The sequence below is a fragment of the Nocardioides secundeburneus genome (genome assembly GCF_039939255.1).
Classification (GTDB): Bacteria; Actinomycetota; Actinomycetes; order Propionibacteriales; family Nocardioidaceae; genus Nocardioides.
The window spans coordinates 198,841-221,930 of sequence record NZ_JBDUUE010000003.1; the positions used below are offsets into that span (position 1 = coordinate 198,841).

The window sequence follows — 23,090 nt, forward strand, 5'->3', positions numbered from 1 at the left end:
CGCCACGACGACGCCACCACGGGTCGGAGACAACTGCCGCGAAGCGGAGCGGGCCGCGCGAAGGCGGCAGCTGGGCGCGGCTCGCGCAGCGAGCAATCTATCTGTCCGCTTCGGGCATCCAGCAGCGCACGAACGTCTGGCCGGTGGCCCACTGCTCGGCGTTCGGGCCCTCGGCCGACCAGCGGTAGTCCAGCGCGTCGCTCGCCTGGGCCTCGGCGTCGTCCTCGCAGCCGGCGGCGGCGTCGGTCACGGCGTCGCGGCCCGGGAACTCGCCGTCGCCGAGGTCGACGACCGAGATGGCGCGCCAGGAGTGCTCGCCGGCGCACGGCACGCGCTCGAAGTCGTCGGCGTCCGGGCTCGTGGTGCCGCACATGGCGTAGCGCTCGCGCCCCTCCTCGTCGTCGAGCACCTGGCGGAGCGAGCCGGTGAGCTCGATGAGCGACTCGGCCCCGGCGGAGGCGACGACGTCGCAGCGGAACCACGACGCGCCGGCGGCCGAGCGCTCGAGGCTCGGGGTGAACCAGACCGCACGGAGCATGCTGAGCCGCTGGTCGTCGAGCGAGCCCCCGACGAAGTCGCCGAGCCGCTCCGGGCAGGTGGTCGCGACGGCGGTCTGCACGCGCTCGGAGTCGACCGCGAGCAGGTGGCCGGCGACGACGTTGTCGAGCTCGCCGACGGCGAAGGTCTCTGCGGTGTGCGGACGCCGGCACGGCACCGCCCGGGCGCCGTTGGTGGGCGAGACCGCCTGCCGGTAGCTGAGCCGGTAGCAGGCGTCGGCGGACGGCGCCGGGACGGCGGTCGCGGCCGGCGGCGGGGTCGGCGTGGCTGTCGGGGTGGTGGGCGCGGGCTCGGCGGGCTCGTCGTCCGAGCAGGCACCGAGGGTCGTCGCGAGCAGGAGACCGACGGCGGCGGCGAGCGCGGACCGGGCCCGGCTACTCACTCGTCTGGGCCCAGCACACCGAGCGCCGGTTGCCGGCCTTCCACTCCGGCTCGTGGAAGTAGGTGTAGCCCCAGGTGAAGGCCGGCGGGTAGTTCAGGTAGGCCTGCACCGACCGCTTGCAGAAGTCGTTGGTGCGCACCTCCGACAACCGGTCGCCCGGGTAGGGGTCGGCCGCCTCACCGAGCTTGATCGTGGTGACCGCCCGCCAGTCGTGCGGCTCGGAGCAGGGGATCTTCTGCGAGCCGCTGACGGTCGCGCCCTTCACGCACGCGAGCCACTTGTCGTCGGGCCGGCCCATCAGCAGGCCCTTGGCCGTCGGGGGCAGGTTCACCAGCTCGCGGCTCTGCTCGCCGCCACCGACGACGTCGCAGCGGTACCAGCGGGCGCCCTCCTCCCAGGCCTTCTGCGAGGGGCGGAACCAGGCCCAGCTGAGCAGCGTGCGCATCGCGGTGCTCTCGTCGGCGCCGAGGTACTCCTGCAGCCCCTTGGTGCACGTCGCGTAGGCGAAGGCCCCCATCTCGGGGGAGTCGTAGCCGGCGTCGCCGATCTCGTCGGGCACCTCGCCGACGGCGTAGGTCTGCGCGGTGTGCGGGCTCGCGCAGTCGACCATCGGGCTCGCGTTGGTCGGCGCGCTGACGTCTTCGATCTCCAGCACCCGGCACGCGCCGTTGGGCGGGGCCTCGACGGCGTCGACCTGGTCGCGGTCGGCGCCCGGCGGTACCGGCGTCGCCGGCTCGCCACAGGCGGCGAGCAGACCACCGAGGGTCGCCAGCGCCGCGATCGCCGAGACGATCCGGGCGGGAGTCGAGCGGGGTGCCACGAGGGGCGATGCTACCGGCGCCATGGTCGGCGGCTCACCCGGCGACGAGTGCGGCGAGCGTGCCGCCCAGCTCGTAGGCTCGCTCGAGGTCGGCCTCCCCGACGTCGCCGAGCACCTCGAGCGTCCCGGCGGCCTGGCGCCACGACAGCGCGCCGACGATCGAGAGCACCGAGCGGACGGCGCCCGTCGTGTCGTAGCGCCCGTGCACGTAGAGCCCGAACGGCCGCTTGCCGCCGGCTGCCGTCGTCGCCGACCCGTCGTCGGACAGCGAGCCGCCGATCTCGAGGAACAGCGAGTCGAAGAAGTGCTTGAGCGCGCCGCTCATGTAGCCGAAGTTCGCGGGTGTCCCGAGCAGGTAGCCGTCGGCGGCGAGCACGTCGTCGGCGGTGGCGGTGAGCGCCGGCTTCACGATGACGTCGACGCCCTCGATCGCGTCGTCGCCGGCGCCGGCGACGACGGCGTCGGTGAGGCGCTGCACCGAGGCGGTCGGGGAGTGGTGGACGACGAGCAGCGTGGGCACGGCACGACGCTAGCCGCCCGCCCGGTGACCGCTGCTCGAGCCGGTCGCGACCTCGCCGGCCCCACTCGCTATGGTGGTCGCGTCATGACGACGAGCCTCCTCCTTCGCTGCCGCAGCGAGGTCTGACCAGCCGACCTCCTCGCTGCGGAGTTCGTGACGCGCCGGCGCCGCTCAGACCGACGTCCCGCAGGAGAAGCCATGACCACCCAGAACCCGACTCATCACACCGGTGAGCAGCAGAGCAGCGGCATGCCGCACGCGCGCTACCAGCCGTTCATCCCGATCGACCTGACCGATCGCACCTGGCCGACCAAGCGCATCACGAAGGCTCCGCGCTGGTGCGCGGTCGACCTGCGTGACGGCAACCAGGCCCTCATCGACCCGATGAGCCCGGCCCGCAAGCTCGAGATGTTCAAGCTGCTGGTGCGCATGGGCTACAAGGAGATCGAGGTCGGCTTCCCGAGCGCCAGCCAGACCGACTTCGACTTCGTCCGCCAGCTCATCGACGACGACCTCATCCCCGACGACGTCGTCATCCAGGTGCTCACCCAGGCGCGCGAGGAGCTGATCGAGCGCACCTATGAGGCCATTCGCGGTGCCAAGCAGGCGATCGTGCACCTGTACAACTCGACCTCCACGTTGCAGCGGCGCGTCGTCTTCGGCCTCGACGAGGACGGCATCGCCGACATCGCCGTCCAGGGCGCGCGCCTGTGCAAGAAGTACGAGGAGGGTGTGCCCGAGACCGAGGTCTTCTACGAGTACAGCCCCGAGTCCTACACCGGCACCGAGCTCGAGTTCGCCGTCCGCGTGTGCAACGACGTGCTCGAGGTCTTCCAGCCCACCGCCGAGAAGCCGGTCATCATCAACCTGCCGGCCACGGTCGAGATGGCCACGCCCAACGTCTACGCCGACTCGATCGAGTGGATGGACCGCCACCTCGCCCACCGCGAGCACGTCGTGCTGTCGCTGCACCCGCACAACGACCGCGGCACCGGCGTCGCCGCCGCCGAGCTCGGCTACCTGGCCGGCGCCGACCGCATCGAGGGCTGCCTGTTCGGCAACGGCGAGCGCACCGGCAACGTCTGCCTGGTCACGCTCGGCCTCAACCTGTTCACCCAGGGCGTCGACCCCGAGATCGACTTCAGCGACATCGACGAGATCCGGCGCACGGTCGAGTACTGCAACCAGCTGCCCGTGCCCGAGCGCCACCCCTACGGCGGCGACCTGGTCTACACCGCCTTCTCCGGCAGCCACCAGGACGCGATCAAGAAGGGCTTCGAGGCCCTCGAGCGTGACGCGGCCGCGGCCGGCGTCCCGGTCGACGAGCACACCTGGGCCGTGCCCTACCTGCCGATCGACCCCAAGGACGTCGGACGCTCCTACGAGGCCGTGATCCGGGTCAACAGCCAGTCCGGCAAGGGCGGCGTGGCCTACATCCTCAAGACCGAGCACAAGCTCGACCTGCCCCGCCGGGCGCAGATCGAGTTCAGCCGCGTCATCCAGGCCCGCACCGACGCCGAGGGCGGCGAGGTCACGCCCGACCAGATCTGGACGGCGTTCCGGGCCGAGTACCTCGACCGCGAGACGCCGCTGCGGCTCAACTCGGTGCACACCAGCTCGGCCGCGGGCGAGAAGGACGCGCTCGACGTCGACGTCTACGTCGACGGCGTCGTCCACTCCCTCCAGGGCACCGGCAACGGCCCGCTCTCGGCCTTCTGCGACGCGATCAACGGACTCCCGCAGGACTTCGACGTCCGCGTGCTCGACTACCACGAGCACGCGCTCAGCGCCGGCGGCGACGCCATCGCCGCCGCCTACGTCGAGTGCGCGGTCGGCGAGAAGGTGCTGTGGGGCGTCGGCCTCGACCCCAACATCGTCACGGCCTCGCTCAAGGCCGTGATCAGCGCGGTCAACCGCGCCTGACGTCGGCGTCCACGCGGGTGTCGACCAACGGCACCCGCACGCTGAACGTCGCGCCCCGCCCGGGCTCCGAGTCGAGCGTCAGCCGGCCGTCGTGCGCCTCGACGACGGCGGCGACGATCGACAGGCCGAGCCCGGTGCCGGGGACGGCGCGCAGCTGGGCCTCCTCCGAGCGGTAGAAGCGGTCGAAGACGGCCGAGAGGTCGTCGGGTGCGATGCCGATGCCGGTGTCGGCGACCTCGAGCACGGCGTGGCCCGCGTCGCGCTGCAGCGTGACCCGTACCTCGCCGTCGGGGGCGGCGCCGGCAGCGCGGGAGGTGAACTTGACGGCGTTGCCGAGCAGGTTCGCGACCACGCGGTCGAGCTGCGCCCGGTCGCCGACGACCTCGACCGGCTCGGGGTCGAGGACGACGTGCACCCGGACGTCGCCGGCCGGCGTGGTGTCGACGGCGTTGGTGACGCACGAGCGCAGGTCGACGCGGGTCGGCACGCCGGTCGCGGCGTCGGAGTCGAAGCCGCTCAGCAGGAGCAGGTCGTCGCAGATCGCGACCAGGCGCGCGCCGTTGCGGGCGATCTTGTCGAGCAGCGGGTGCTGCGCCGGGGCGGCGTCGACGACACTGCCGTCGCGCAGCATCTCGGTGTAGCCGACGATGCTGGTCACCGGGGTGCGCAGCTCGTGCGAGACCGTCGAGACGAACTCGTCCTTGGCGCGGTCGAGCGAGCGGAGCCGCTCGATGGCGGCCCGCTCCTTCTCGAGCGCGTCGCGCAGGCGCCCCTGGGTGGCGCGCTGCTCGGTGACGTCGCGGGCGACGCAGAGCAGGTCGCCCCCGTCGTCACCGGTCCGGCTCACCGTCATCGATACGACGACCGCCTCGCGGTCGCGCGTGCGCCAGGTCCAGTCGCGGGCGGGCGTCTCACCACCCTCCTCGATCGTGCGCAGCAGCCCGGCGAAGCCGTCGGCCCGCGAGCGCAGCTCGTCGGCGTCGAACAGCTCGGCGAAGGCGCGCCCGCGGACGTCGTCGGCGGACCAGCCGAGCATGTGCTCGGCGCCGGCGTTGACGAAGGTGATCAGCCCGTCGGCGGAGACGCCCACGAGGGCGGTGGAGATCGAGGCCCCGAGCAGCCGCGTCGTCAGCTGCGCGCTCGACCGGGCGGCGGTGACGTCGGTGCCCGTGAGCACGGCGTGGGACGGCGTCCCGATGTCGTCGCGCACGACGCGGGTGTGCCACACGATGGTCGCCACCCGCCCGGGGCCGGTGCTCGTCGTCCGCTCGGTGACCACCGGGACGTCGGACCGGTTGGGCCAGACGAACAGCGCCTCGACCTCGGCGCGGGAGAGGGCGCCGAGCCCGCTCTCCCACACGGGCCGGCCCACCAGCTCGCCCTCGGCCACGCCGGCGAGCTCGGCGGCGACCGGGTTGGCCCGCACCACCACCCCGTCGGCGTCGATGACGACCGTGACCGAGGCCGTGGTGTCGATGGTGGCCTCGTGCAGACGCTCGGCCGTGAGGAGGCGCCGGCGCGCCTCGTGCTCGCCCGTGACGTCGAGCAGCTGCGCGGAGTAGGTGCGGGGGCCGCCTCCGCCGTCCAGCGCCGCCACGGTGACCTCGAGCCGGCTGCCGGGCCGCCCGGGCACGGAGGCCCACCCGTGCCAGGCCTCGAGCCGGCCGGAAACGACCGCGCGGAGCCCGGCCTCGTCAGGGCCGTCACGCGCGATCAGGTCGTCGAGCGGGGTCCCGATCGCGTCGGCGTGAGGCGTGCCGAGGATCGTCACCGCGCTGGCGTTGATCTCCTCGACCACGAGGTGGTCGCCCTCGCCGCGCAGCAGCAGCAGGCCGAGCGGTGACTCGGTGAACGCCCGCCGGAACAGGATGCTGTCGGCGGTGGCGCGGGCGACGAGCTCGGCGCGCCGCCGCACGCCGCGCGCGAGGACCAGCACCACCACGGCGACCGAGACCACGAACGCGGCGACCGTGGCGGCGCGGGCCGGGGCGCCCAGGCCCGAGGTGCCCACGGGGCCGAGACCGGCCACGGTCGCGCCGCTCACCACGGCGGCGAACCCGGCGAGCTCGACGGCGACCATGCTCCACGGCAGGCGCAGTGCCGCCCACACCAGGGGTGTCGCGGTGACGAACATCAGCGGCAGCTGCTGACCGGGCGCGAAGACCGCGGCCAGGACGGCGACCAGCACCGCGACCTGGACGACGACCTCGCCGGCGCGCGCAGGCGTCGCTCGGGGGGCCGTCACGGGGTCCAGTCTGTGCCACTCGCCGTCCGATCGCAGGAGAACGCGGACCCCTGCCCCGACCGCGTGCGCCGGCGGGTCCGGGACGTCGGGGCTACCGGCGCGTAACCTCGGGGGCATGGTGGTCTCCGAGCGCATCGGCCAGTTCTTCCTCGACGGCGAGTCGGGCCGTGACCGGCTCGAGTACACCGAGTACGGCGGGGGAGACTCGTGGGTGGTGCTCGTGCACGGCCAGCTCATGCCGCGCCGCATGCACCAGCCGCTCGCCCGGGCGCTGGCCGCCGAGGGACTCCACGTCGTGACCCTCGACCTGCTCGGCCACGGCCGCTCCGACCGCCCGGCCGACCCGCTCGTCTACTCGATGACGGCGTTCGGCGAGCAGGTCGTGGCGCTGCTCGACCACCTCGGCGCCGAGCAGGCCGTCGTCGGCGGCACCTCGCTCGGCGCGAACGTCTCGCTCGAGGTCGCCGCCATCGCGCCCGAGCGGGTGCGCGGGATGATCCTGGAGATGCCGGTGCTCGACAACGCCGTCGAGGCCGGCATCATCGCCTTCGCCCCGCTCATGTTCGCCGCCCGGTTCCTGCCGTTCACCGTCAACGGCCTGCGCAGGGTCACCAGGACGGTGCCTCGCGGGCTGGTGCCGTTCTGGGCCGGCATCGCGCTCGACACGTGCAACCAGCGCGCCGACTCGATGGCCGCCGTGGTGCACGGGCTGTTCTTCGGGCGCGTGGCGCCGTCGTCGAGGCTGCGCAAGCAGATGACGATGCCGGCCCTCGTCGTCGGGCACCCGGCCGACCCGATCCACCCCGCCGCCGACGCCGCCATGCTCGCCGCAGAGCTGCCGCGCGCGACGTTCGTGCAGGCCCACAGCATCCTCGAGTGGCGCCTGCGGCCCGAGCGGCTCGACGCCGCCGCCGCCGAGTTCGCGCTCGCGGCGTGGCGACGAGCACCCCGTCAACGGGCGCGGCGTCCACGGGGCTCCACCGCCTGAGGGGGATGATGGGGGCGTGCCCGTCTACCGCGACGAGGCGGTCGTGCTGCGCACCCACAAGCTCGGTGAGGCGGACCGCATCGTCACCCTCCTCACCCGCCACCACGGCCGCGTGCGTGCGGTGGCCAAGGGCGTGCGCCGCACGACGAGCAAGTTCGGCTCGCGCCTCGAGCCGTTCACCCACGTCGACCTCCAGCTCGCCGAGGGCCGCACGTTCGAGATCATCACCCAGGCCGAGACCCGCTCGCTGTTCCACGCGGGCCTGGGCGCCGACTACGACCGCTACACCTCCGGCACCGCGATGCTCGAGACCGCCGAGCGGCTCGTCACCGAGGAGAAGGAGCCCGCGCTCCAGCAGTTCCTCCTGCTCGTCGGTGGCCTCCGCGCCCTGACCTCGCCCGACCGCCGTCCGTTGCAGGTGCTCGACTCCTACGTCCTCCGCTCGCTCTCGGTCGCCGGCTACGCGCCGTCCTTCGAGCACTGCGCCCACTGCGGGGTCGAGGGGCCGCACCGCTGGTTCAACCCGTCGATGGGCGGCGTCCTGTGCGTCACCTGCCGGCTGCCCGGCTCCGCCGCGCCCGCCCCCGAGACCATCGTCGCCCTCGGCGCGCTGCTCGCCGGCGACTGGGACGTCGTCCACGCCACCCCCGAGCGGCAGCTGCGCGAGGCGAGCGGCCTCGTCTCGGCGTTCCTGACCTGGCACCTCGAGCGCCAGCTCAGGTCGTGGGAGCACGTCGCGCGCTGAGGCGGGCGGTCGGTGGGGCGGTCGGGCGGTAGGTGAGCCACCGTCCGGGACCCGAGCGGGGTCTGATCCGGTGGCTCACGCACCGCCCCACCACGCCGGCCCACTACGGTGGACGCCGTGAAGCGCGCCGTCCGACCACCTACGCCGCACCCGTCGGGGGCCCGGCCGCCGGCGATCCCGAAGGACCTCGTGCCGCGGCACGTCGCGATCGTCATGGACGGCAACGGCCGCTGGGCCAAGGACCGCGGGCTGCCGCGGACCAGGGGCCACGAGGCCGGCGAGGCGTCGTTGTTCGACGTCGTCGAGGGCGCCATCGAGATCGGCGTCAAGGCCGTCTCGGCCTACGCGTTCTCCACCGAGAACTGGACTCGCTCGCCCGACGAGGTCAAGTTCCTCATGGGCTTCAACCGCGACGTCATCCGCCGCCGCCGCGACGAGATGCACGAGCTCGGCGTCCGGGTGCGGTGGGCCGGTCGCGCGCCGCGGCTGTGGCGATCGGTGATCAAGGAGCTGCAGGTCGCCGAGGAGATGACCCGCGACAACGACGTCTGCACCCTCACGATGTGCGTCAACTACGGCGGCCGGGCCGAGCTGGCCGACGCCGCTCGCTCGATCGGCCGTGAGGTCGCGGCGGGCCGGCTCGACCCCGAGAAGATCACCGAGAAGACGTTCGCCAAGCACCTCTACGTGCCCGAGCTCGCCGAGGCCGACCTGGTCTGGCGCACGTCCGGCGAGCAGCGCCTCAGCAACTTCGTGCTCTGGCAGGCCGCCTACGCCGAGATGGTCTTCACCGACATCCTGTGGCCCGACGTCGACCGGCTCGCCCTGTGGCGGGCGATCGAGATCTACGCCGAGCGCGACCGGCGCTACGGCAAGGCCTGAGGGGCTCAGCCGCCTGCGTTGCGCAGCAGCCAGTCGTCCTCGACCTGACCGACGTCGGGGTCGAGGTGGACGACGTCCTCGGAGGTGATGGTGTCCTCGAGCCTCGTGGGCTCGGGCAGCTCGGAGAAGCGGCTCATGCCGAGACGGTACGCCCGGACCCCGCTCGGCGACAGGGCGCACACGTCCCGAAGACCTCGAGCGTGTGGCTGACGTCGATGAAGCCGTGCTCGGTGGCAACGGCGCGGGTCCACCGCTCGACGGCCGGGCCCTCGATCTCCTCGGTCGCGCCGCACGAGCGGCACACCAGGTGGTGGTGGTGCCGCCCGGAGCATCGCCGGTAGGTGGCCTCGCCGCCGTCGGTGCGCAGCAGGTCGATCTCGCCGGCGTCGGCGAGGCGCTGCAAGGTGCGGTAGACGGTGGCCAGCGCGACCTGCTCGCCGCGCTCCTCGAGCAGGGCGTGGATCTCCTGCGCCGACCGGAAGCCGTCGGTGTGGTCGAGGACCTCCTCCACCGCGGCGCGCTGTCGGGTCGGCCGCGAGGACGGCTCAGTGCTCGTCATAGTGACTCCCGTGCGGGGCGTGACGGTGGCCGTCGTGGACGTAGTCGACGTGGTCGTCGTGCTGGACGGCGGGGTGCCCGCAGGCGGGTCCGTGGTCGTGCGTGTGGGGTCCGTGGTCGTGGTCGGCCTCGTCGTGCCCGGGCGGGTCGTCGTCGAAGGGGGCCTGCAGACGGCTGCGTCGGCGCAGCCAGACGCCGATCGGCCAGGTGACGGCGAACATCGCGAGCGCGAGCAGCACGATGGTCGGTCCGGGGGCTGCGTTGACCTCGTAGGAGGCGAACGCCGCGATCACCAGGCCGCCGACCGAGGCCACCGCGCCGAGCACCATCGCGGCGCCCAGCGTGGTGCGGAACGAGCGGGCGAGCTGCTGCGACGTCGCCACGGGCACGACCATGAGCGCCGAGACGAGGAGCAGGCCGACGGTGCGCATGGCCACCGTGACGCTCACGGCGGCGAGCACCGCCACGAGCAGGTTGTAGAAGCGCACCCGGAGCCCGGCGACGCGGGCGAACTCGGGGTCCTGCGCGACGGCGAACAGCTGCGGCGCCAGACCGACGCAGACGCCGATCACGAGCGCGGCGAGGACCATCGTGACGACGACGTCGCCCGACGAGATCGTGGTGATCGAGCCGAACAGGTACTGCTGGAGCCGCGCGGCGCTCTGCCCCCCGATGCCGGTCACCAGGACGCCGCCGGCGAGTCCGCCGTAGAACAGCAGGGCCAGCGCGACGTCGCCGTTGGTGTGGCCACGCTCGCGGATCAGCTCGATCGCGATCGCGCCGACGACGGCGACCAGCACCGCCGTCCAGGTGGGTGACCAGCCGGTGAGCAGGCCGATCGCGACACCGGTGACGGCGACGTGGCCGATGCCGTCGCCCATGAGCGCGAGACGCCGCTGCACCAGGTAGGTGCCGACGGCCGGCGCGGCCAGGCCGGTGAACAGCGCGGCGAGGAGGGCGCGCTGCATGAACGGCAGGCTGAACAGCTCGGCCGGGCTCATGCGCGCGGCTCCCGGCTGCTGTGGAGGTGCTCGAGCGGTGCGGCCACGTGGGGCACGTGGTCGTGCACGCGCCGGTGCGCGGCGTGGTGGTGCCCCGTGGGGTCGACGTGGTCGGCGAGCCGGCCGTCGTAGTCGATGCGGCCGTCGCGCATCACGACGGCGCGGTCGACGAGCGGCTCGATCGGCCCGAGCTCGTGGGCCACGAGGACGACGGTCGAGCCGCGGGCCTTGAGGGCCGCGAGCGCGTCGGCCAGCACCTGCTGGTGGTGCAGGTCGACGCCGGCGGTCGGCTCGTCGAGGAAGAACAGCTCGGGGTCACCGGCCAGGGCACGGGCGATGAGCACGCGCTGCTGCTGACCGCCCGACAGCGTGCTGACGCCGTCGGTGGCCCGGTCGGTGAGGCCGACGAGCTCGATCGCCTCGTCGATCGCCAGCCGGTCGGCGGCGCGCAGCGGGCGGAGCAGGCGGCGCCGGGTGAGGCGGCCGGAGGTGACGACCTCGCGCACCGAGGCCGGCACGCCCGACGCCGCGCCGGTGCGCTGCGGCACGAACCCGATGCGGTGCCAGGTGCGGAACTCGTCGAACGGCGTGCCGAACAGTCGGAGCTCGCCGCGGGTCAGCGGGCGCAGGCCGGTCAGGGCGCGGACCAGCGTCGACTTGCCGGAGCCGTTGGCCCCGAGCAGGGCGACGAACTCGCCGGTCGTGACGGTCAGGTCGATGCCGCGCAGCACGGGACGGCCGCCGATGGCGACGGCGCCGTCGCGCAGCTCGACGGGCGGCGGGTCGGTCAGCGACATGCGTTGGCCTCCCGCAGCGCGGCCAGGTTGGCACGCATGAGGCTCAGGTAGTCCTGGTCGGCGGTCTCGTCGGTCAGCCCCTCGATGGAGTCCAGCACGGCCGTGGTCACCCCGGCGTCGGCGGCCAGCGACCGCGTCAGGCGTGGGCTGGCGAGCCGCTCGGAGAAGACGGTGGTGATGCCGTCGTCCTCGATGAGGCGCTGCAGCTCGCCGAGCGTCGCGGGACTGGGCTCGGCGTCGGGGGAGAGACCGGAGACCGGCGCCACCTCGAGGCCGTAGCGGGTCAGGTAGCCGAACGCGTCGTGCGAGACGACGATCGTGTGCCGCTCGCAGTCGGCGAGGCCGTCGGTGTAGGCGGCGTCGAGGTCCTCGAGGTCGGCGCGCAGCGAGGCGGCGTTCGCGGCGAAGTCGTCGGCGTGCTCGGGGTCGAGGTCGGCGAGCCGGTCGGCGACGGCGTCGGCGAGGTCGGCCATGCGGAGCGGGTCCTGCCAGAAGTGCGGGTCGAGCCCGCCGTCGTGGTCGTGCCCGTCGTCCTCGTGGTGGGGCTCGTCGTGCCCGTCGTCCTCACCGCCGTGGTCGTCGTGGTCGTCGGCGAACGGCTGCAGGCCGACGACGGCGGCGGCGTCGAGCACGTCACCCGCCGCGTTCTGCTCGACCGCCTCGTCGACCGCCGGCTGCAGGCCCTGCTCGTGGATGACGAGGTCGGCCTGCGCGATGACCGCGGTCTCCTTGATGGTCAGCTCGAGGTCGTGCGGCTCGGCGCCCGGCGTGGTGAGGTTGTCGACCTCGGCGAGGTCGCCGGCCACCCGGTCGGCGACGAAGGCGAGCGGGTAGAAGGCGGCCGCGACCTGGGTGCCGTCGGCGTCGTCGCCGAAGGCGGCGCAGCCGGGGGTCGCCACGACCAGGGCGGCGGCAGTGAGAGCCAGACGTCGCATGAGAATCATTCTCATTGCAGATGAGAACCGTTGTCAAAGTGCGAGCGTGCGGGACCGGCCCGCCCGCGAGCAGGCTCGCCTATCGGGCGAGCGCCGGGCGCTTACCAGTGCACGCCCTTGAACACCTTGGCGAGCATGATCTGCTCCGACTCGCGGGTGCCGCCCGCGGAGGGTTGACCCTTCGCGGCGGCCGAGTCGGGGAAGACGTGGTAGGCCATGTTGAGCACCCGGAAGGCCATCTTGGGCGCGATGGTGTGGGCGACGGCGCCCACGTTGCCGAGCAGCGTGTTGATCTCGTGCGGCTTGTCGACCATGGCGGTGATGACCGTGTCGGCGGCCTGCGCCGGCGAGATCGTGGGGAACTTGTCGTAGATCTTCGTCGGCGCGATCATCGGCGTCCGCACCAGGGGCATGTGGATGTTGGTGAAGGTGATCCCGTTGCCGACCACCTCGGAGGCGACGACGTTGCTCCAGGAGTCGAGCGCGGCCTTGGAGGCCACGTAGGCCGAGAAGCGCGGCGGGTTGGTCTGCACGCCGATGGAGGAGATGTTGACGACGTGCCCCGACTTCTGCTGCTCCATCGCGGGCAGCAGGCCCATGACGAGGCGGATCGCGCCGAAGTAGTTGAGCTGCATCGTGCGCTCGAAGTCGTGGAAACGGTCGGTGCTCAGGCGCAGCGAGCGACGGATCGAGCGACCGGCGTTGTTGACGACGTAGTCGACCGAGGGCACCTCGGCGGTGATCTGCTCGCAGAGGCGGTCGATGGCCTCGAGGTCGGACAGGTCGCACGGGAAGACGTAGGCCCGTCCGCCGCGCATCTCGATCGTGGCCCGGGTCTCCTCGAGCTTGTCCTTGCCGCGCGCGACGAGCACCGGCACGCCACCGGCCTGCGCGACCTTGAGGGCCGTCACCAGGCCGATGCCGGACGACGCGCCCGTGATCACGACGTGCTTGCCGGCCAGGGCCGAGCGGACCCGGGAGTCGCGCCCCGTCGACTCGTCGAGGTTCTCCTCCCAGTAGCCCCACAGGGTGCGCGCGTAGCTCTCCAGGTCGGGGACGGCGATGCCGGACCCGGACAGGGCCTCCTCGGTGCGGCGTGAGTCGAAGGTCGCGGTGAAGCCGGTGTGCGCGACCACCTCGGCCGGGATGCCGAGCCGGCCGAGGGTCTGGTCGAGCAGGACCTGGGCTGGCCTCTGCTTGACGACGGCATTGATCAGACGCGCCGTCCGCAACGGTGCCGGTACCGGCAGCCGAGGCCCGGTGGTCGCGAACTGGGGCGCGCCTGCGGTCTTGCAGAACAGGTTGACCATCTCGACCGTGGGCTGCGGCTCGGGGTTGACGAGGTGGAACGCCTCGCCGTCGCGGTCGGGGAGGTGGGCGAGGTGGTCCATGGCCTTGGCGACGTAGTCGACCGGGACGACGTTGGTCGCGCCGAGGTCGACCCCGACCAGCGGCAGCCACGCCGGCAGCCGGTCGCGCAGCGTCTTCATCAACGGGAAGAAGTAGTAGGGCCCGTCGACCTTGTCCATCGCACCGGTCTGCGAGTGCCCGACCACGATCGCCGGCCGGTAGACCCGCCACGGCACCGTGCTCTCGTCGCGCACGATCCTCTCGGACTCGTACTTGGTGCGGTGGTAGGGCGAGGGCAGGTGCTGGCCCTCGGCGAACATCGTCTCGTCGAAGCGCCCGCGGAACTCGCCGGCCGCGGCGACCGAGGAGACCTGGTGGAAGGTCCCGGCGTCGAGGGCGGAGGCGAGCGAGACCGCGTTGCGGGTGCCGCCGACGTTCATGACCTCGTTGGTCGCGTCGTCGGCGGTCATGTCGTAGATGGCCGCGAGGTGGAAGAAGTGGTCGATGCCGCCCGTGTGCTCGCCCACCCAGTCGGGGTCGACGCCGAGACCGTCCTGGCCGAGGTCGCCGACCACCGGGACGACGCGCTCGGAGCCCCACCGGCGCATCAGCGTCTTGAGCCGGCCCATCGACCCCGCGCGGCAGAGCACGAAGATCTCACCCTCGCGGTGGTCGACGAGCTCCTGGACGAGGTGACGACCGATGAAGCCGGTGGCGCCGGTCACGAAGTAGGCCATGGGCCGAACCCTACTGCCGGGTCACCTGTGCGGACAGGGCTTCGCGAGCGGCTGTCGTGGACCCGTCGAGCTGACGCTGCGGTGATCTCGACGCGCCGTTCCGGCTTCGTTCCTCAGCCGGAGGCTTGCTCGATCTGCGCGAGCGACGTGACCCAGCTCGTTCCTCGCTGGGTCACTGCTCGCTTGGGTCTCGAGCCGCCGTCGAGCCCGAGCAAGCTCGGCCTCGGGCTCCCTCGACCGCCTCGCGTTCGGACTGATCGAGCAAGCTCGATCAGTCCGAGCTCGGCCCACCGAACATGATCTCGTCCCACGACGGGACCGAGGCGCGGCCTTTCTTCTTCTGCACCGGACGCCGCGCCGGCGGCTCGGGCTCGGGGTCCGGCTCGGGCTCGGGGTCCGGCTCGGGCTCTGCGGCGGCCGCGTCGGCGGCGTCGTCGCGCGCCTCGGGGTCGTCGGAGGCGGGGGACTCGTCGAGGAACGCCTCGAGCGGCTCGTCGACGGAGACCGACTCCGAGACCGACTCCGAGACCGGCTCAGGGTCGGCGACCAGCTCGATCGCGTCGTCGCCGAGCGGGAGCTCGTCGGCGGGGTCGACCACCGGGGCGAGGCGGCGAGCGCGCACGCTCTGCAGGTCGTCGTGCACGGCGGGCGGGGTGGCGACCCCGTCGCCGAGCAGCCACCGGGCGTCGTCGTCGTCGGCGACCACGTAGCTGCCGCGCACGTCGTAGGTGAGGTGGGCCGTGCCGGTGCGGACCGGCAGGGCGTAGGAGGCGGTGAGGGTCCAGCGGCCGTCCTCGCGGCGCCAGGCGTCCCAGGCCACGCCGTCGGGGTCGACGTTGAGCGAGCGCAGGTGGGCCTCGACGGCGTCGCCGAGGATGCGCGAGGCGGAGGCGCCCTCGCCGGCCGGACGGCGCACGTTGGCGCGCTGGGCGCGGTCGGCGACGTGCTCGCGCTCGGCAAGCACCGGCGCGACGAACGGCATGATCTTGTCGACGGTGGTCTGGGCGGCCTCGGCCACCGCCTCGGGGGACTCTCCGGCGCGGATGCGGGTCTGGATGTCGCGGGGGCGCAGGACGCTGTCCATGGTGGTCTCCAAGCGGCCGGGGCGGGGGGCGTCGGTGGTGCGGGGGCGCAGGGCCGCCCGCAGCCCGGCGGTGACGGGCAGGCGGAACGAGGCGCCGCTCTCGTCGACGAGGAGCACGTGCTCGCGGTCGTCGCTCACGCCGGCGAAGCTGAGGAACGTCTCGCGCGGCCCGGGTGGCGCGAGCCGTCGCGGTTCGGCAGGTTGCTCGACCTGCTGCGCCCGCTCCATGGTGTGCCCCTCGCCCGTCGTGATCAGCCCTGATCCGTTCCGCTCGACCCTACGCCAGGCGTGCCCCGATCCCCGGGCGGCGCGCCCGACGCCGGGCCCTACAGTCGGCGGGTGACCGCCACGCTCGTGACCCTCGACCTCGTGGGCATCTTCGTGTTCGCGATCTCGGGCGCCCTGGTCGGGGTACGCAAGGACCTCGACGTCTTCGGCGTGCTCGTGCTCGCCGGCACGACCGGCCTCGGTGGGGGCTTCCTGCGCGACGTCCTCATCGGGGCGACGCCGCCGGCCGCGCTCGCCGACTGGCGCTACCTGCTCGTCCCGGTGGCGGCCGGGCTGGTCACGTTCGCCTTCCACGGTGCCGTGGGCCGTGTCGAGCGTCAGGTGGTGGTCTTCGACGCCTTCGGGCTCTCGGTCTTCTGCGTCGCCGGGGCGCTCAAGGCCACCGACTACGGCCTCAGCCCGATCCCGGCGGCGCTGATGGGCATGGTCACCGGGATCGGCGGTGGCATGGTGCGCGACGTGCTCGCCGGCCGGGTCCCGGTCGTCTTCCGCGGCGAGCTCTACGCGACCCCGGCACTGGCCGGCGGGGCGATCGCCGTGCTGGGCGAGCGCGCCGACCTCCCCGTCGCCGTGGTCGCCGTCGCGGGAGCGGCGGTGTGCCTGGTCTGGCGGCTGCTGGCCCTGTGGCGCGGCTGGACGGCGCCCCTGCCGACCGGCCCGGCCAGCGTGTAGTCACCGGCGCATCAGCGCTGCTCCTGGGGGCACCACCACGTCGTGCGGCCGCCGACGGTGCCGCGGGACATCTCGGCGCCGCACCGCGGGCAGTGCTCACCTCGTCGCCGGTGGCCGATGACCTCGCCGGTGTGCACACCCCCGTGCCGGATGGCGGCGCGGGTCGCCCGTCTCAGTGCCCGGTGCAGGGTCGCGACCTCGTCGGCGTCGAGGGTGTCGACCCGACGTCGCGGGTCGAGCCGGGCCTGCCAGAGGGTCTCGTCGGCGAGCAGGTTGCCGACCCCGGCCAGCGCCGACTGGTCGAGCAGGCGGGCCTTGAGCGGTGCCGTGCCCCGGGCGAGGAGCTCGCGCAGCTCGGGCAGGCGCACCTCGGCGGCATCGGGGCCGAGCGCGTCGACGTCGGGGTCGAGCCGGGCCCGGGAGAGGCGTCGCTTGTCGAACAGGCGCAGCACGGCGCCGCTCTCGAAGGTGATCGTGAACCGGTCCCACTCGGCCTTCGGCTCGCTGCCGCCGCGGCGGATCGGGTCGCCGCCCTCGACGGTGTCGCCGTCGGGCGAGGTCACGATGATGCGCCCGGCCATGCCGAGGTGCAGCCCGAGCGATGGCCCGGGCCGGGACGTCGTCACCCACATCGACTTGCCGCGCCGGTGGGCCGCGGTCAGCTGTCGGCCGACCAGGGCCTCGCGGATCTCACCCGGCGCGTGAGGGCGGCAGACGTAGGTGTCCTGGTCGTCGACGTCGGCGATGGTGCGCCGGAGTGCCGACCGCTCGATCGCGGCACGGGCGGACTCGACCTCGGGCAGCTCCGGCACGGGACCATCCTCGGACCCCGACCGCCGGCGCTGCTCACCCCGGTGTCAGGTCGTGGCGAGGTCGCGCGGGGAGCGTGTCGGTACTGCCCCGGAGCGGACGGCTGCCGTCGCCGCCAGGGCGAGCAGACCGCCGGCCACCGGCACCAGGTAGGCCGCCGACGCCCCGGCTCCGTCGACGACGAGGCCGGCCGCCGCGGCGCCGGGGGCGACCCCGGCGACGATCCCGGTGTGCACGAAGGCCATGCCCTCGGTCAGCCGGGACGGCGGCACGACCTGCTCGGTGAGCGTCATGACGGCGATGAGGGTCGGTGCGATCGCGAGGCCCGCGCCGAGCAGCACGACGCCCATCAGCCACAGCGGCTCGACGAACGTCAGCGGCACCATGACCACGGTCATGGCGGCAGCGCCGACCCGCAGGCGCCAGAGCACCGGTCGCTGCCAGACGACCATGCCGGTCAGCACCCCCGCGACGAGGCTGCCGGCCGCCCAGAGCGCGAGCAGCACGCCCGAGACCGCCTTGGCGCCGCGCTCGTCGGCGAAGGCCACCGTGGTCACCTCGGCCGCGCCGAAGAGGGTGCCGAGCGCGAGCGAGGCCACCGAGAGCGGCAGGACGGTCGCCCACGGCATGCGCGCCCGGTCGGTCGGCTCGACGACGGCCGGATGCGGCGGCGGCTCGGTGGCGCGCTGCGCGGCGAACGCGAGCGTGCCGAGCACGCCGGTGGTGAGCGCGGTCGTCAGTCCGACGACGGGGTGGATCGCCGTGGCGAGCACCGTGGCCAGGATCGGTCCGGCGATGAAGACGGCCTCGTCGGCCACCGCCTCGAGGGCGAAGGCCGTCTGCCGGTCGCGGTCCTCGGGCAGCACGTGCGCCCAGCGCGCCCGCACGCACGAGCCGACCGACGGCATGCAGACGCCGGCGAGCACCGCGAACACGTAGGTCGTCCACAGCGCCCAGCCGGCCTCGACCGAGGACATCAGGGCGGCCAGCCACACGCCCCACAGGCTGATCGCCACGGGCAGCACCCGCGACTGCCCGAACCGGTCGATCAGCCGGGCCTGGAGCACCGCGCAGGCGGCGTTGGCGAGCAGGCCGGCGCCCGAGACCGCGCCCGCCAGGCCGTACGACCCGGTGGCGTCCTCGACGAGCAGCACGATGCCGAGGCCGAGCATGGCGATCGGCAGCCGGGCGACGAGCGCGGTGCCCGAGAAGAGCGCCGCGCCGGGGTGCGCGAGGATCCGCGAGTACGACGAGAACATGGCGCGCCGATGCTAGTGCGGCCGCGGCGGCCCGGACGAAAGGCCGCACGCTCACCCGCAGGTGAGGTCGCCGCACTCCTAGGATGGCGTGGTGCCTGACGCCTCGCCGTACGACGCCCTGCTCCTCGTCTCGTTCGGTGGCCCCGAGGGCCCCGACGACGTCGTCCCGTTCCTGGAGAACGTCACCCGGGGTCGCGGCATCCCGCGCGAACGCCTCGAGGAGGTGGGTGAGCACTACTTCCTGTTCGGCGGTCGCTCGCCCATCAACGACCAGAACCGGTCGTTCCTCGACGCGTTGCGGGCCGACCTCGCGGCCCACGACCTCGACCTGCCGGTCTACTGGGGCAACCGCAACTGGGACCCCTACCTGCGCGACACGGTCGCGCAGATGGCCGCCGACGGCGTGCAGCGGGCGGCGTGCTTCGTCACCAGCGCCTACTCGTCGTGGTCGAGCTGCCGGCAGTACCGCGAGAACCTCTTCGACGCCGTCGAGCCCGTCGACGGCGCACCGCGGCTCGACAAGCTGCGGCACTACTTCAACCACCCCGGCTTCGTCGAGCCGGTCGTCTCCGCCACCCGGAGCGCGCTGGCCGAGCTGCCCCACGACCTGCGCGACGGCGCCCGGCTCGTCTTCGTCACCCACTCGATCCCCACGGCGATGAACGAGGGCTCGGGCCCGCCCGACGTGCAGGGCGCCTACGTCAGCCAGCACCTCGACGTCGCCGGCGTCGTGGTCGAGCGGGTCGCGGCCGAGTCCGGGGTGCGTCACGAGCACGACCTCGTCTACTGCTCGCGCTCCGGCTCGCCGCGCACGCCGTGGCTCGAGCCCGACGTCAACGACCACCTCGAGGCCCTCGCCGAGCATGGCGTGACCGCCGTCGTGCTGGTGCCGGTCGGGTTCGTCTCCGACCACATGGAGGTCATCTACGACCTCGACACCGAGGCGCTGGCCACGGCCGAGCGGCTCGGCATCGCGGCCCAGCGGGCAGCGACGCCCGGCGACGACGCGCGGTTCGTCGCCGTCGTCCGCGACCTGCTGCTCGAGCGCGCGGCCGCCGAGCGCGGCGAGACGCCGACGCGGGCCGCCCTGGGCGACATCGGGCCGCGCTGGGACCGGTGCCCGGTGGGCTGCTGCCCGAACCCGCAGGGCCCGCGCCCGGCCCTGTGCGGGGAGCCCGAGTGACCGACCCGGCCGAGGCCGGCCGGCTGGCCGACGTCGCGCTCGACGTCGCCCGCGAGGCGGCCGGGCTCGTGCGGGACGCCCGGCACGGCCAGGTGACGGTGGCCGACACCAAGACCAGCGACATCGACGTCGTCACCGAGACCGACCGGGCGGCGGAGGACCTCATCCGGTCGCGCATCCTCGCGCGCCGTCCCGACGACGGCTTCGAGGGCGAGGAGGGCGCCGACGTCGAGGGCACCAGCGGGGTGACCTGGGTCGTCGACCCCATCGACGGCACCGTCAACTTCCTCTACGGCATCCCGCAGTACGCCGTCTCGGTCGCCGCCGTGGTCGACGGCGAGGCGGTCGCCGGGGTCGTCATCGACGTCGCCAAGGGCGTCGAGTACGTCGCCCGGCCCGACCCGCGCAGCGCCGACGGCGCCACCGTCGCGCTGCGCGACGGCGTCGCGATCGGCGTCGGGCCCGAGCGGGCGCTGGGGCAGATGCTGGTCGGCACCGGGTTCTCCTACGTGCGCGACGTCAAGGTGGTGCAGGCGGCTGCCGTGTCGGCGCTGCTGCCGCGGGTGCGCGACGTCCGTCGTCTCGGTTCCTGCGCCCTCGACCTGTGCCACGTCGCCGAGGGGCTGCTCGACGGCTACGTCGAGGAGGGCGTCAACCCGTGGGACCACGCCGCCGGAGCGCTCATCGCCCGGGCCGCCGGGGCCCGGTCCGAGCTCGGCCCCGGACGAGGCGGGCTGACCCTGCTGCTGTGCGCTCCGGAGCACGGCTTCGACGAGCTGCGAGCAGCCACCGTCGACGCCGGTTTCTGGGCGGAATAGCAGGGCCTCACGGCCTGTTGTGCGCACGTCGGTGAGACCGGTGTTCCCACACTTGGCGGCATGGTGCATGATCTGCCGCGCCGGTGAGGGAACCCCAGGGGGCCACCGGGGACGGGCCCGTCGGACGCGCCCGCCGATCTAGACATCATCAGTGGAGAGGAGTGAGCGCCGCGATGGCGACCGACTACGACGCACCGCGCAAGACCGAGGAAGACCAGTCCGAGGAGAGCATCGAGGAGCTCAAGGCACGGCGGCACGACAAGAACTCGGGCAAGGTCGACGAGGACGAGACCGAAGCCGCAGAGTCCTTCGAGCTTCCCGGGGCCGACCTGTCGCACGAGGAGCTGGCCGTCGAGGTCAAGCCCAAGCAGGAGGACGAGTTCACCTGCATGAGCTGCTTCCTGGTGCACCACCGCAGCCAGCTGGCCGACGAGAAGAAGATGTACTGCGTCGACTGCGTGTGATCGCACGACGCTGGTCGAGAGGGCCCGTCACGTCGTCGACGTGACGGGCCTTTGCCGTGTGGTCGTGCTGCGCGGAGGCTACTGGCCGTCCTTCTGCAGCCCGGGCGGCAGGTGACCCGTGGAGCGCGCGTAGTACGACGCCGCCCGGCGCTGGGCCAGCATGCGGGCCAGACCGACGAACGCACCGCTGGCCACCGCCCACGCGACGGCCTCGCGGAAGGCGACGTCGGGGTCGGCCGGGTTCTCCGGCGGGTTGCGACGGGTGGCGGCCTTCCAGGTGGCGTTGAGCCCCCTCTTGGCCACCTGGGCCGCGCCGAGCGCGGCGACCACCGAGAACGCGGACCAGATCTTCGAGCTGTCGGGGACCGCGCCGGGGTCCTTCTTCGCCTTCTTCGCCATGGCGACGACCCTATCCGGCCGCACCCCGCCCGGTCATGACCGTGTCATCGTCCTGACGACGTCGGCCAGCTCGTCGGGGTGACGCGTGCTCACCAGCCAGTAGGGCGCGGGGTCGGCCGGGTCGGTGACCGCGACCTTGACCGCTCGGGACAGGTAGGGCCGCAGCATCAAGAAGGCGCGGGCGTCGGCCTCGACGCCCGCGGCCCGGCGGGTCTGCTCGGCGTCGAGCGGCTCGGCGTCGCCGAGGTGGCGCGCCTCGATCTGGGCGCGGCCCACGCGCAGGACGCCGTCGGCGACGACGACGCGGGCTGCGCCGTAGCTGCGCAGGGCACCGACCAGCATCAGCAGGCACACCGCGGTGACCGAGAACGCCAGGGCGGCGGGTGTGGCGACCACGAGGGCGAGGAAGAGGCTGATCACCAGCATCGAGCCCTGGACCCACCAGCGCAACGGCACGTGCAGCCGCTCGTCGTAGGCCGTCACCACGGGGAGAAGCCTCCCATCCGGGTCCGGCCTGGTCGTCGTCACCCCACCAGCCTGCCCTAGTGTCCGAGCGTGCAAGACATCCCCGACCTCCCCGACCTCGAGGTCCAGGTGGTGCGCCTCGACCCCGACCTGCCGTTGCCGTCGTACGCGCACCCCGGCGACGCCGGCGCCGACCTGCTGACCACCGTCGACGTCACGCTCGCGCCGGGGGAGCGGGTGCTGGTGCCGACCGGGATCGCGATCGCGCTGCCCGACGGCTTCGTGGCCCTGGTGCACCCCCGGTCGGGCCTCGCGGCCCGCCACGGCCTGTCGATCGTGAACACCCCGGGCACCGTCGACGCGGGCTACCGTGGCGAGATCAAGGTGCTCCTGGTCAACCTCGACCCCCGTCAGCCGATCGAGCTGAAGCGCGGCGACCGGATCGCCCAGCTCGTCGTCCAGCGGGTCGAGCGCGCCGCGTTCGTCGAGGTCGACGGCCTCAGCGACAGTGTTCGTGGCTCCGGGGGCTACGGTTCTACCGGCGGTTTCGGCCGCCCCGACGTCGACGATCGAGGAGTCACCCCGTGAAGTTCCGCCGCAAGTCCACCCCGGAGGCCGCATCGGCCGAGGAGTCGGAGGCGACCACCGCCGAGGCGCCCGAGGGTCCGCACGATGTCGACGACCTGCCCGACGACGGCCTCGACCGCATCGACCTCGGCTCGCTCCTCATCGCGCCGGGCGAGGGACGCGCGCTGCGCATGCAGGTCGACGAGTCGTCCGGCCAGGTGCAGTCGGTCATGCTCGCCGGCCCCGACGGCGCTGTCGAGCTGCGCGCCTTCGCGGCCCCGCGCCACGGCGACCTGTGGAGCGAGGTCCGTCCCAAGATCGCCGCCGACATGACCCAGCGTGGTGGCAAGGCCGACGAGCGCGAGGGCCGCTTCGGCACCGAGCTGAGCTGCGAGATCCAGGTCCAGCGCCCCGAGGGCACCGGCGTCCAGCACTCACGCATCGTGGGCATCAACGGTCCGCGCTGGCTGCTGCGGGCGACGTTCCTCGGCCAGCCGGCCCGTGCGGTCGACGAGGCCGGCGACTGGGAGGACCTCATCACCCGGGTCGCGGTCCGCCGCGGCGGCAACCCGATGATGGTCGGCGAGCCGCTGCCGCTCGTGCTGCCCGACTCGGCGCGCCGCGTCCAGGGCTAGCGCGG

General features: G+C 73.4%; 25 protein-coding genes. 10 read left to right on the plus strand and 15 right to left on the minus strand.

The window, feature by feature from the left end; translation table 11 throughout:
- Positions 1-97: 97 nt before the first annotated feature.
- Genes ABFT23_RS09050 through ABFT23_RS09060 form a run of 3 tightly spaced genes read right to left on the minus strand, consistent with a single transcriptional unit; the run spans position 98 to position 2,280 of the window.
- Positions 98-940, minus strand: a complete 843-nt coding sequence (locus tag ABFT23_RS09050) for a septum formation family protein (protein ID WP_347894387.1) — start codon at positions 938-940, stop codon at positions 98-100.
- A complete protein-coding gene (locus ABFT23_RS09055) occupies positions 933-1,760 on the minus strand; it encodes a septum formation family protein (protein ID WP_347894389.1) in 828 nt (275 codons plus the stop codon). The genes ABFT23_RS09050 and ABFT23_RS09055 overlap by 8 nt, the downstream gene beginning before the upstream one ends.
- 34 nt (positions 1,761-1,794) lie before the next feature.
- Positions 1,795-2,280: a flavodoxin family protein gene (locus ABFT23_RS09060; protein ID WP_347894391.1), complete on the minus strand. Its 486-nt coding sequence runs from the start codon at positions 2,278-2,280 to the stop codon at positions 1,795-1,797.
- Positions 2,281-2,478: 198 nt separating this feature from the next.
- Between ABFT23_RS09060 and leuA the strand changes: the two genes are divergently transcribed.
- Complete coding sequence (leuA, locus tag ABFT23_RS09065) at positions 2,479-4,203, plus strand: 2-isopropylmalate synthase (protein WP_347894393.1); 1,725 nt, start codon at positions 2,479-2,481, stop codon at positions 4,201-4,203.
- On the opposite strand, the gene ABFT23_RS09070 is transcribed toward leuA, so the two are convergent.
- On the minus strand, positions 4,190-6,448 hold the full coding sequence (locus tag ABFT23_RS09070) for a PAS domain-containing sensor histidine kinase (protein WP_347894395.1): 2,259 nt from the start codon (positions 6,446-6,448) through the stop codon (positions 4,190-4,192). The two genes, leuA and ABFT23_RS09070, sit on opposite strands and share 14 nt — an antisense overlap.
- Positions 6,449-6,563: 115 nt before the next feature.
- On the opposite strand from ABFT23_RS09070, the gene ABFT23_RS09075 reads away from it, so the two are divergent.
- From ABFT23_RS09075 to ABFT23_RS09085, 3 genes are all read left to right on the plus strand, one after another.
- A complete protein-coding gene (locus ABFT23_RS09075) occupies positions 6,564-7,436 on the plus strand; it encodes an alpha/beta fold hydrolase (RefSeq protein ID WP_347894397.1) in 873 nt (290 codons plus the stop codon).
- A gap of 16 nt (positions 7,437-7,452) precedes the next feature.
- Positions 7,453-8,181 (plus strand): DNA repair protein RecO, encoded by a 729-nt coding sequence (recO, locus tag ABFT23_RS09080; protein ID WP_347894399.1) that lies wholly within the window; start codon positions 7,453-7,455, stop codon positions 8,179-8,181.
- Between the two features lie 117 nt (positions 8,182-8,298).
- Complete coding sequence (locus tag ABFT23_RS09085) at positions 8,299-9,063, plus strand: isoprenyl transferase (protein WP_347894401.1); 765 nt, start codon at positions 8,299-8,301, stop codon at positions 9,061-9,063.
- Positions 9,064-9,068: 5 nt separating this feature from the next.
- Here ABFT23_RS09085 and ABFT23_RS09090 read toward each other — a convergent pair whose 3' ends face one another.
- The 7 genes from ABFT23_RS09090 to sepH form a co-directional block, all read right to left on the minus strand.
- The gene (locus ABFT23_RS09090) at positions 9,069-9,200 is read right to left on the minus strand and encodes a hypothetical protein (RefSeq protein WP_347894403.1); all 132 of its coding nucleotides are present in this window, start codon (positions 9,198-9,200) and stop codon (positions 9,069-9,071) included.
- Positions 9,197-9,622, minus strand: a complete 426-nt coding sequence (locus ABFT23_RS09095) for a Fur family transcriptional regulator (RefSeq protein ID WP_347894405.1) — start codon at positions 9,620-9,622, stop codon at positions 9,197-9,199. Before ABFT23_RS09095 ends, ABFT23_RS09090 begins: the two co-directional genes overlap by 4 nt.
- Complete coding sequence (locus ABFT23_RS09100) at positions 9,609-10,622, minus strand: metal ABC transporter permease (protein ID WP_347894407.1); 1,014 nt, start codon at positions 10,620-10,622, stop codon at positions 9,609-9,611. The genes ABFT23_RS09095 and ABFT23_RS09100 overlap by 14 nt, the downstream gene beginning before the upstream one ends.
- Positions 10,619-11,419, minus strand: a complete 801-nt coding sequence (locus tag ABFT23_RS09105) for a metal ABC transporter ATP-binding protein (RefSeq protein ID WP_347894409.1) — start codon at positions 11,417-11,419, stop codon at positions 10,619-10,621. The genes ABFT23_RS09100 and ABFT23_RS09105 overlap by 4 nt, the downstream gene beginning before the upstream one ends.
- Entirely contained in the window at positions 11,410-12,354 is a 945-nt protein-coding gene (locus tag ABFT23_RS09110; RefSeq protein WP_347894411.1) for a metal ABC transporter substrate-binding protein, read from the minus strand. Before ABFT23_RS09110 ends, ABFT23_RS09105 begins: the two co-directional genes overlap by 10 nt.
- Before the next feature lie 101 nt (positions 12,355-12,455).
- Positions 12,456-14,441 (minus strand): SDR family oxidoreductase, encoded by a 1,986-nt coding sequence (locus ABFT23_RS09115; RefSeq protein WP_347894413.1) that lies wholly within the window; start codon positions 14,439-14,441, stop codon positions 12,456-12,458.
- Positions 14,442-14,712: 271 nt separating this feature from the next.
- Positions 14,713-15,753: a septation protein SepH gene (gene sepH, locus ABFT23_RS09120; protein ID WP_347894415.1), complete on the minus strand. Its 1,041-nt coding sequence runs from the start codon at positions 15,751-15,753 to the stop codon at positions 14,713-14,715.
- A gap of 111 nt (positions 15,754-15,864) precedes the next feature.
- Here sepH and ABFT23_RS09125 point away from each other — a divergent pair, with 111 nt between their 5' ends.
- Positions 15,865-16,485, plus strand: a complete 621-nt coding sequence (locus ABFT23_RS09125; RefSeq protein WP_347894417.1) for a trimeric intracellular cation channel family protein — start codon at positions 15,865-15,867, stop codon at positions 16,483-16,485.
- 11 nt (positions 16,486-16,496) lie between these two features.
- On the opposite strand, the gene ABFT23_RS09130 is transcribed toward ABFT23_RS09125, so the two are convergent.
- Both ABFT23_RS09130 and ABFT23_RS09135 read right to left on the minus strand, forming a co-directional pair.
- Positions 16,497-17,297 (minus strand): DNA-formamidopyrimidine glycosylase family protein, encoded by an 801-nt coding sequence (locus tag ABFT23_RS09130; RefSeq protein ID WP_347894419.1) that lies wholly within the window; start codon positions 17,295-17,297, stop codon positions 16,497-16,499.
- A gap of 45 nt (positions 17,298-17,342) precedes the next feature.
- Positions 17,343-18,554: an MFS transporter gene (locus ABFT23_RS09135; protein ID WP_347894421.1), complete on the minus strand. Its 1,212-nt coding sequence runs from the start codon at positions 18,552-18,554 to the stop codon at positions 17,343-17,345.
- 88 nt (positions 18,555-18,642) lie between these two features.
- Between ABFT23_RS09135 and ABFT23_RS09140 the strand changes: the two genes are divergently transcribed.
- From ABFT23_RS09140 to ABFT23_RS09150, 3 genes are all read left to right on the plus strand, one after another.
- Entirely contained in the window at positions 18,643-19,737 is a 1,095-nt protein-coding gene (locus ABFT23_RS09140; protein WP_347894423.1) for a ferrochelatase, read from the plus strand.
- Positions 19,734-20,555, plus strand: a complete 822-nt coding sequence (locus ABFT23_RS09145) for an inositol monophosphatase family protein (protein ID WP_347894425.1) — start codon at positions 19,734-19,736, stop codon at positions 20,553-20,555. Before ABFT23_RS09140 ends, ABFT23_RS09145 begins: the two co-directional genes overlap by 4 nt.
- Positions 20,556-20,728: 173 nt before the next feature.
- Entirely contained in the window at positions 20,729-21,019 is a 291-nt protein-coding gene (locus ABFT23_RS09150; protein WP_347894427.1) for a DUF4193 domain-containing protein, read from the plus strand.
- A 78-nt stretch (positions 21,020-21,097) separates the two neighbouring features.
- On the opposite strand, the gene ABFT23_RS09155 is transcribed toward ABFT23_RS09150, so the two are convergent.
- Positions 21,098-21,418: a DUF4235 domain-containing protein gene (locus tag ABFT23_RS09155; RefSeq protein ID WP_347894429.1), complete on the minus strand. Its 321-nt coding sequence runs from the start codon at positions 21,416-21,418 to the stop codon at positions 21,098-21,100.
- 33 nt (positions 21,419-21,451) lie between these two features.
- On the minus strand, positions 21,452-21,904 hold the full coding sequence (locus tag ABFT23_RS09160) for a DUF3093 domain-containing protein (protein WP_347894431.1): 453 nt from the start codon (positions 21,902-21,904) through the stop codon (positions 21,452-21,454).
- 78 nt (positions 21,905-21,982) lie between these two features.
- On the opposite strand from ABFT23_RS09160, the gene dut reads away from it, so the two are divergent.
- Positions 21,983-22,471: a dUTP diphosphatase gene (dut, locus tag ABFT23_RS09165; protein ID WP_347895066.1), complete on the plus strand. Its 489-nt coding sequence runs from the start codon at positions 21,983-21,985 to the stop codon at positions 22,469-22,471.
- Entirely contained in the window at positions 22,468-23,085 is a 618-nt protein-coding gene (locus ABFT23_RS09170) for a DUF3710 domain-containing protein (RefSeq protein ID WP_347894433.1), read from the plus strand. Before dut ends, ABFT23_RS09170 begins: the two co-directional genes overlap by 4 nt.
- The last annotated feature ends 5 nt before the right edge of the window (positions 23,086-23,090 follow it).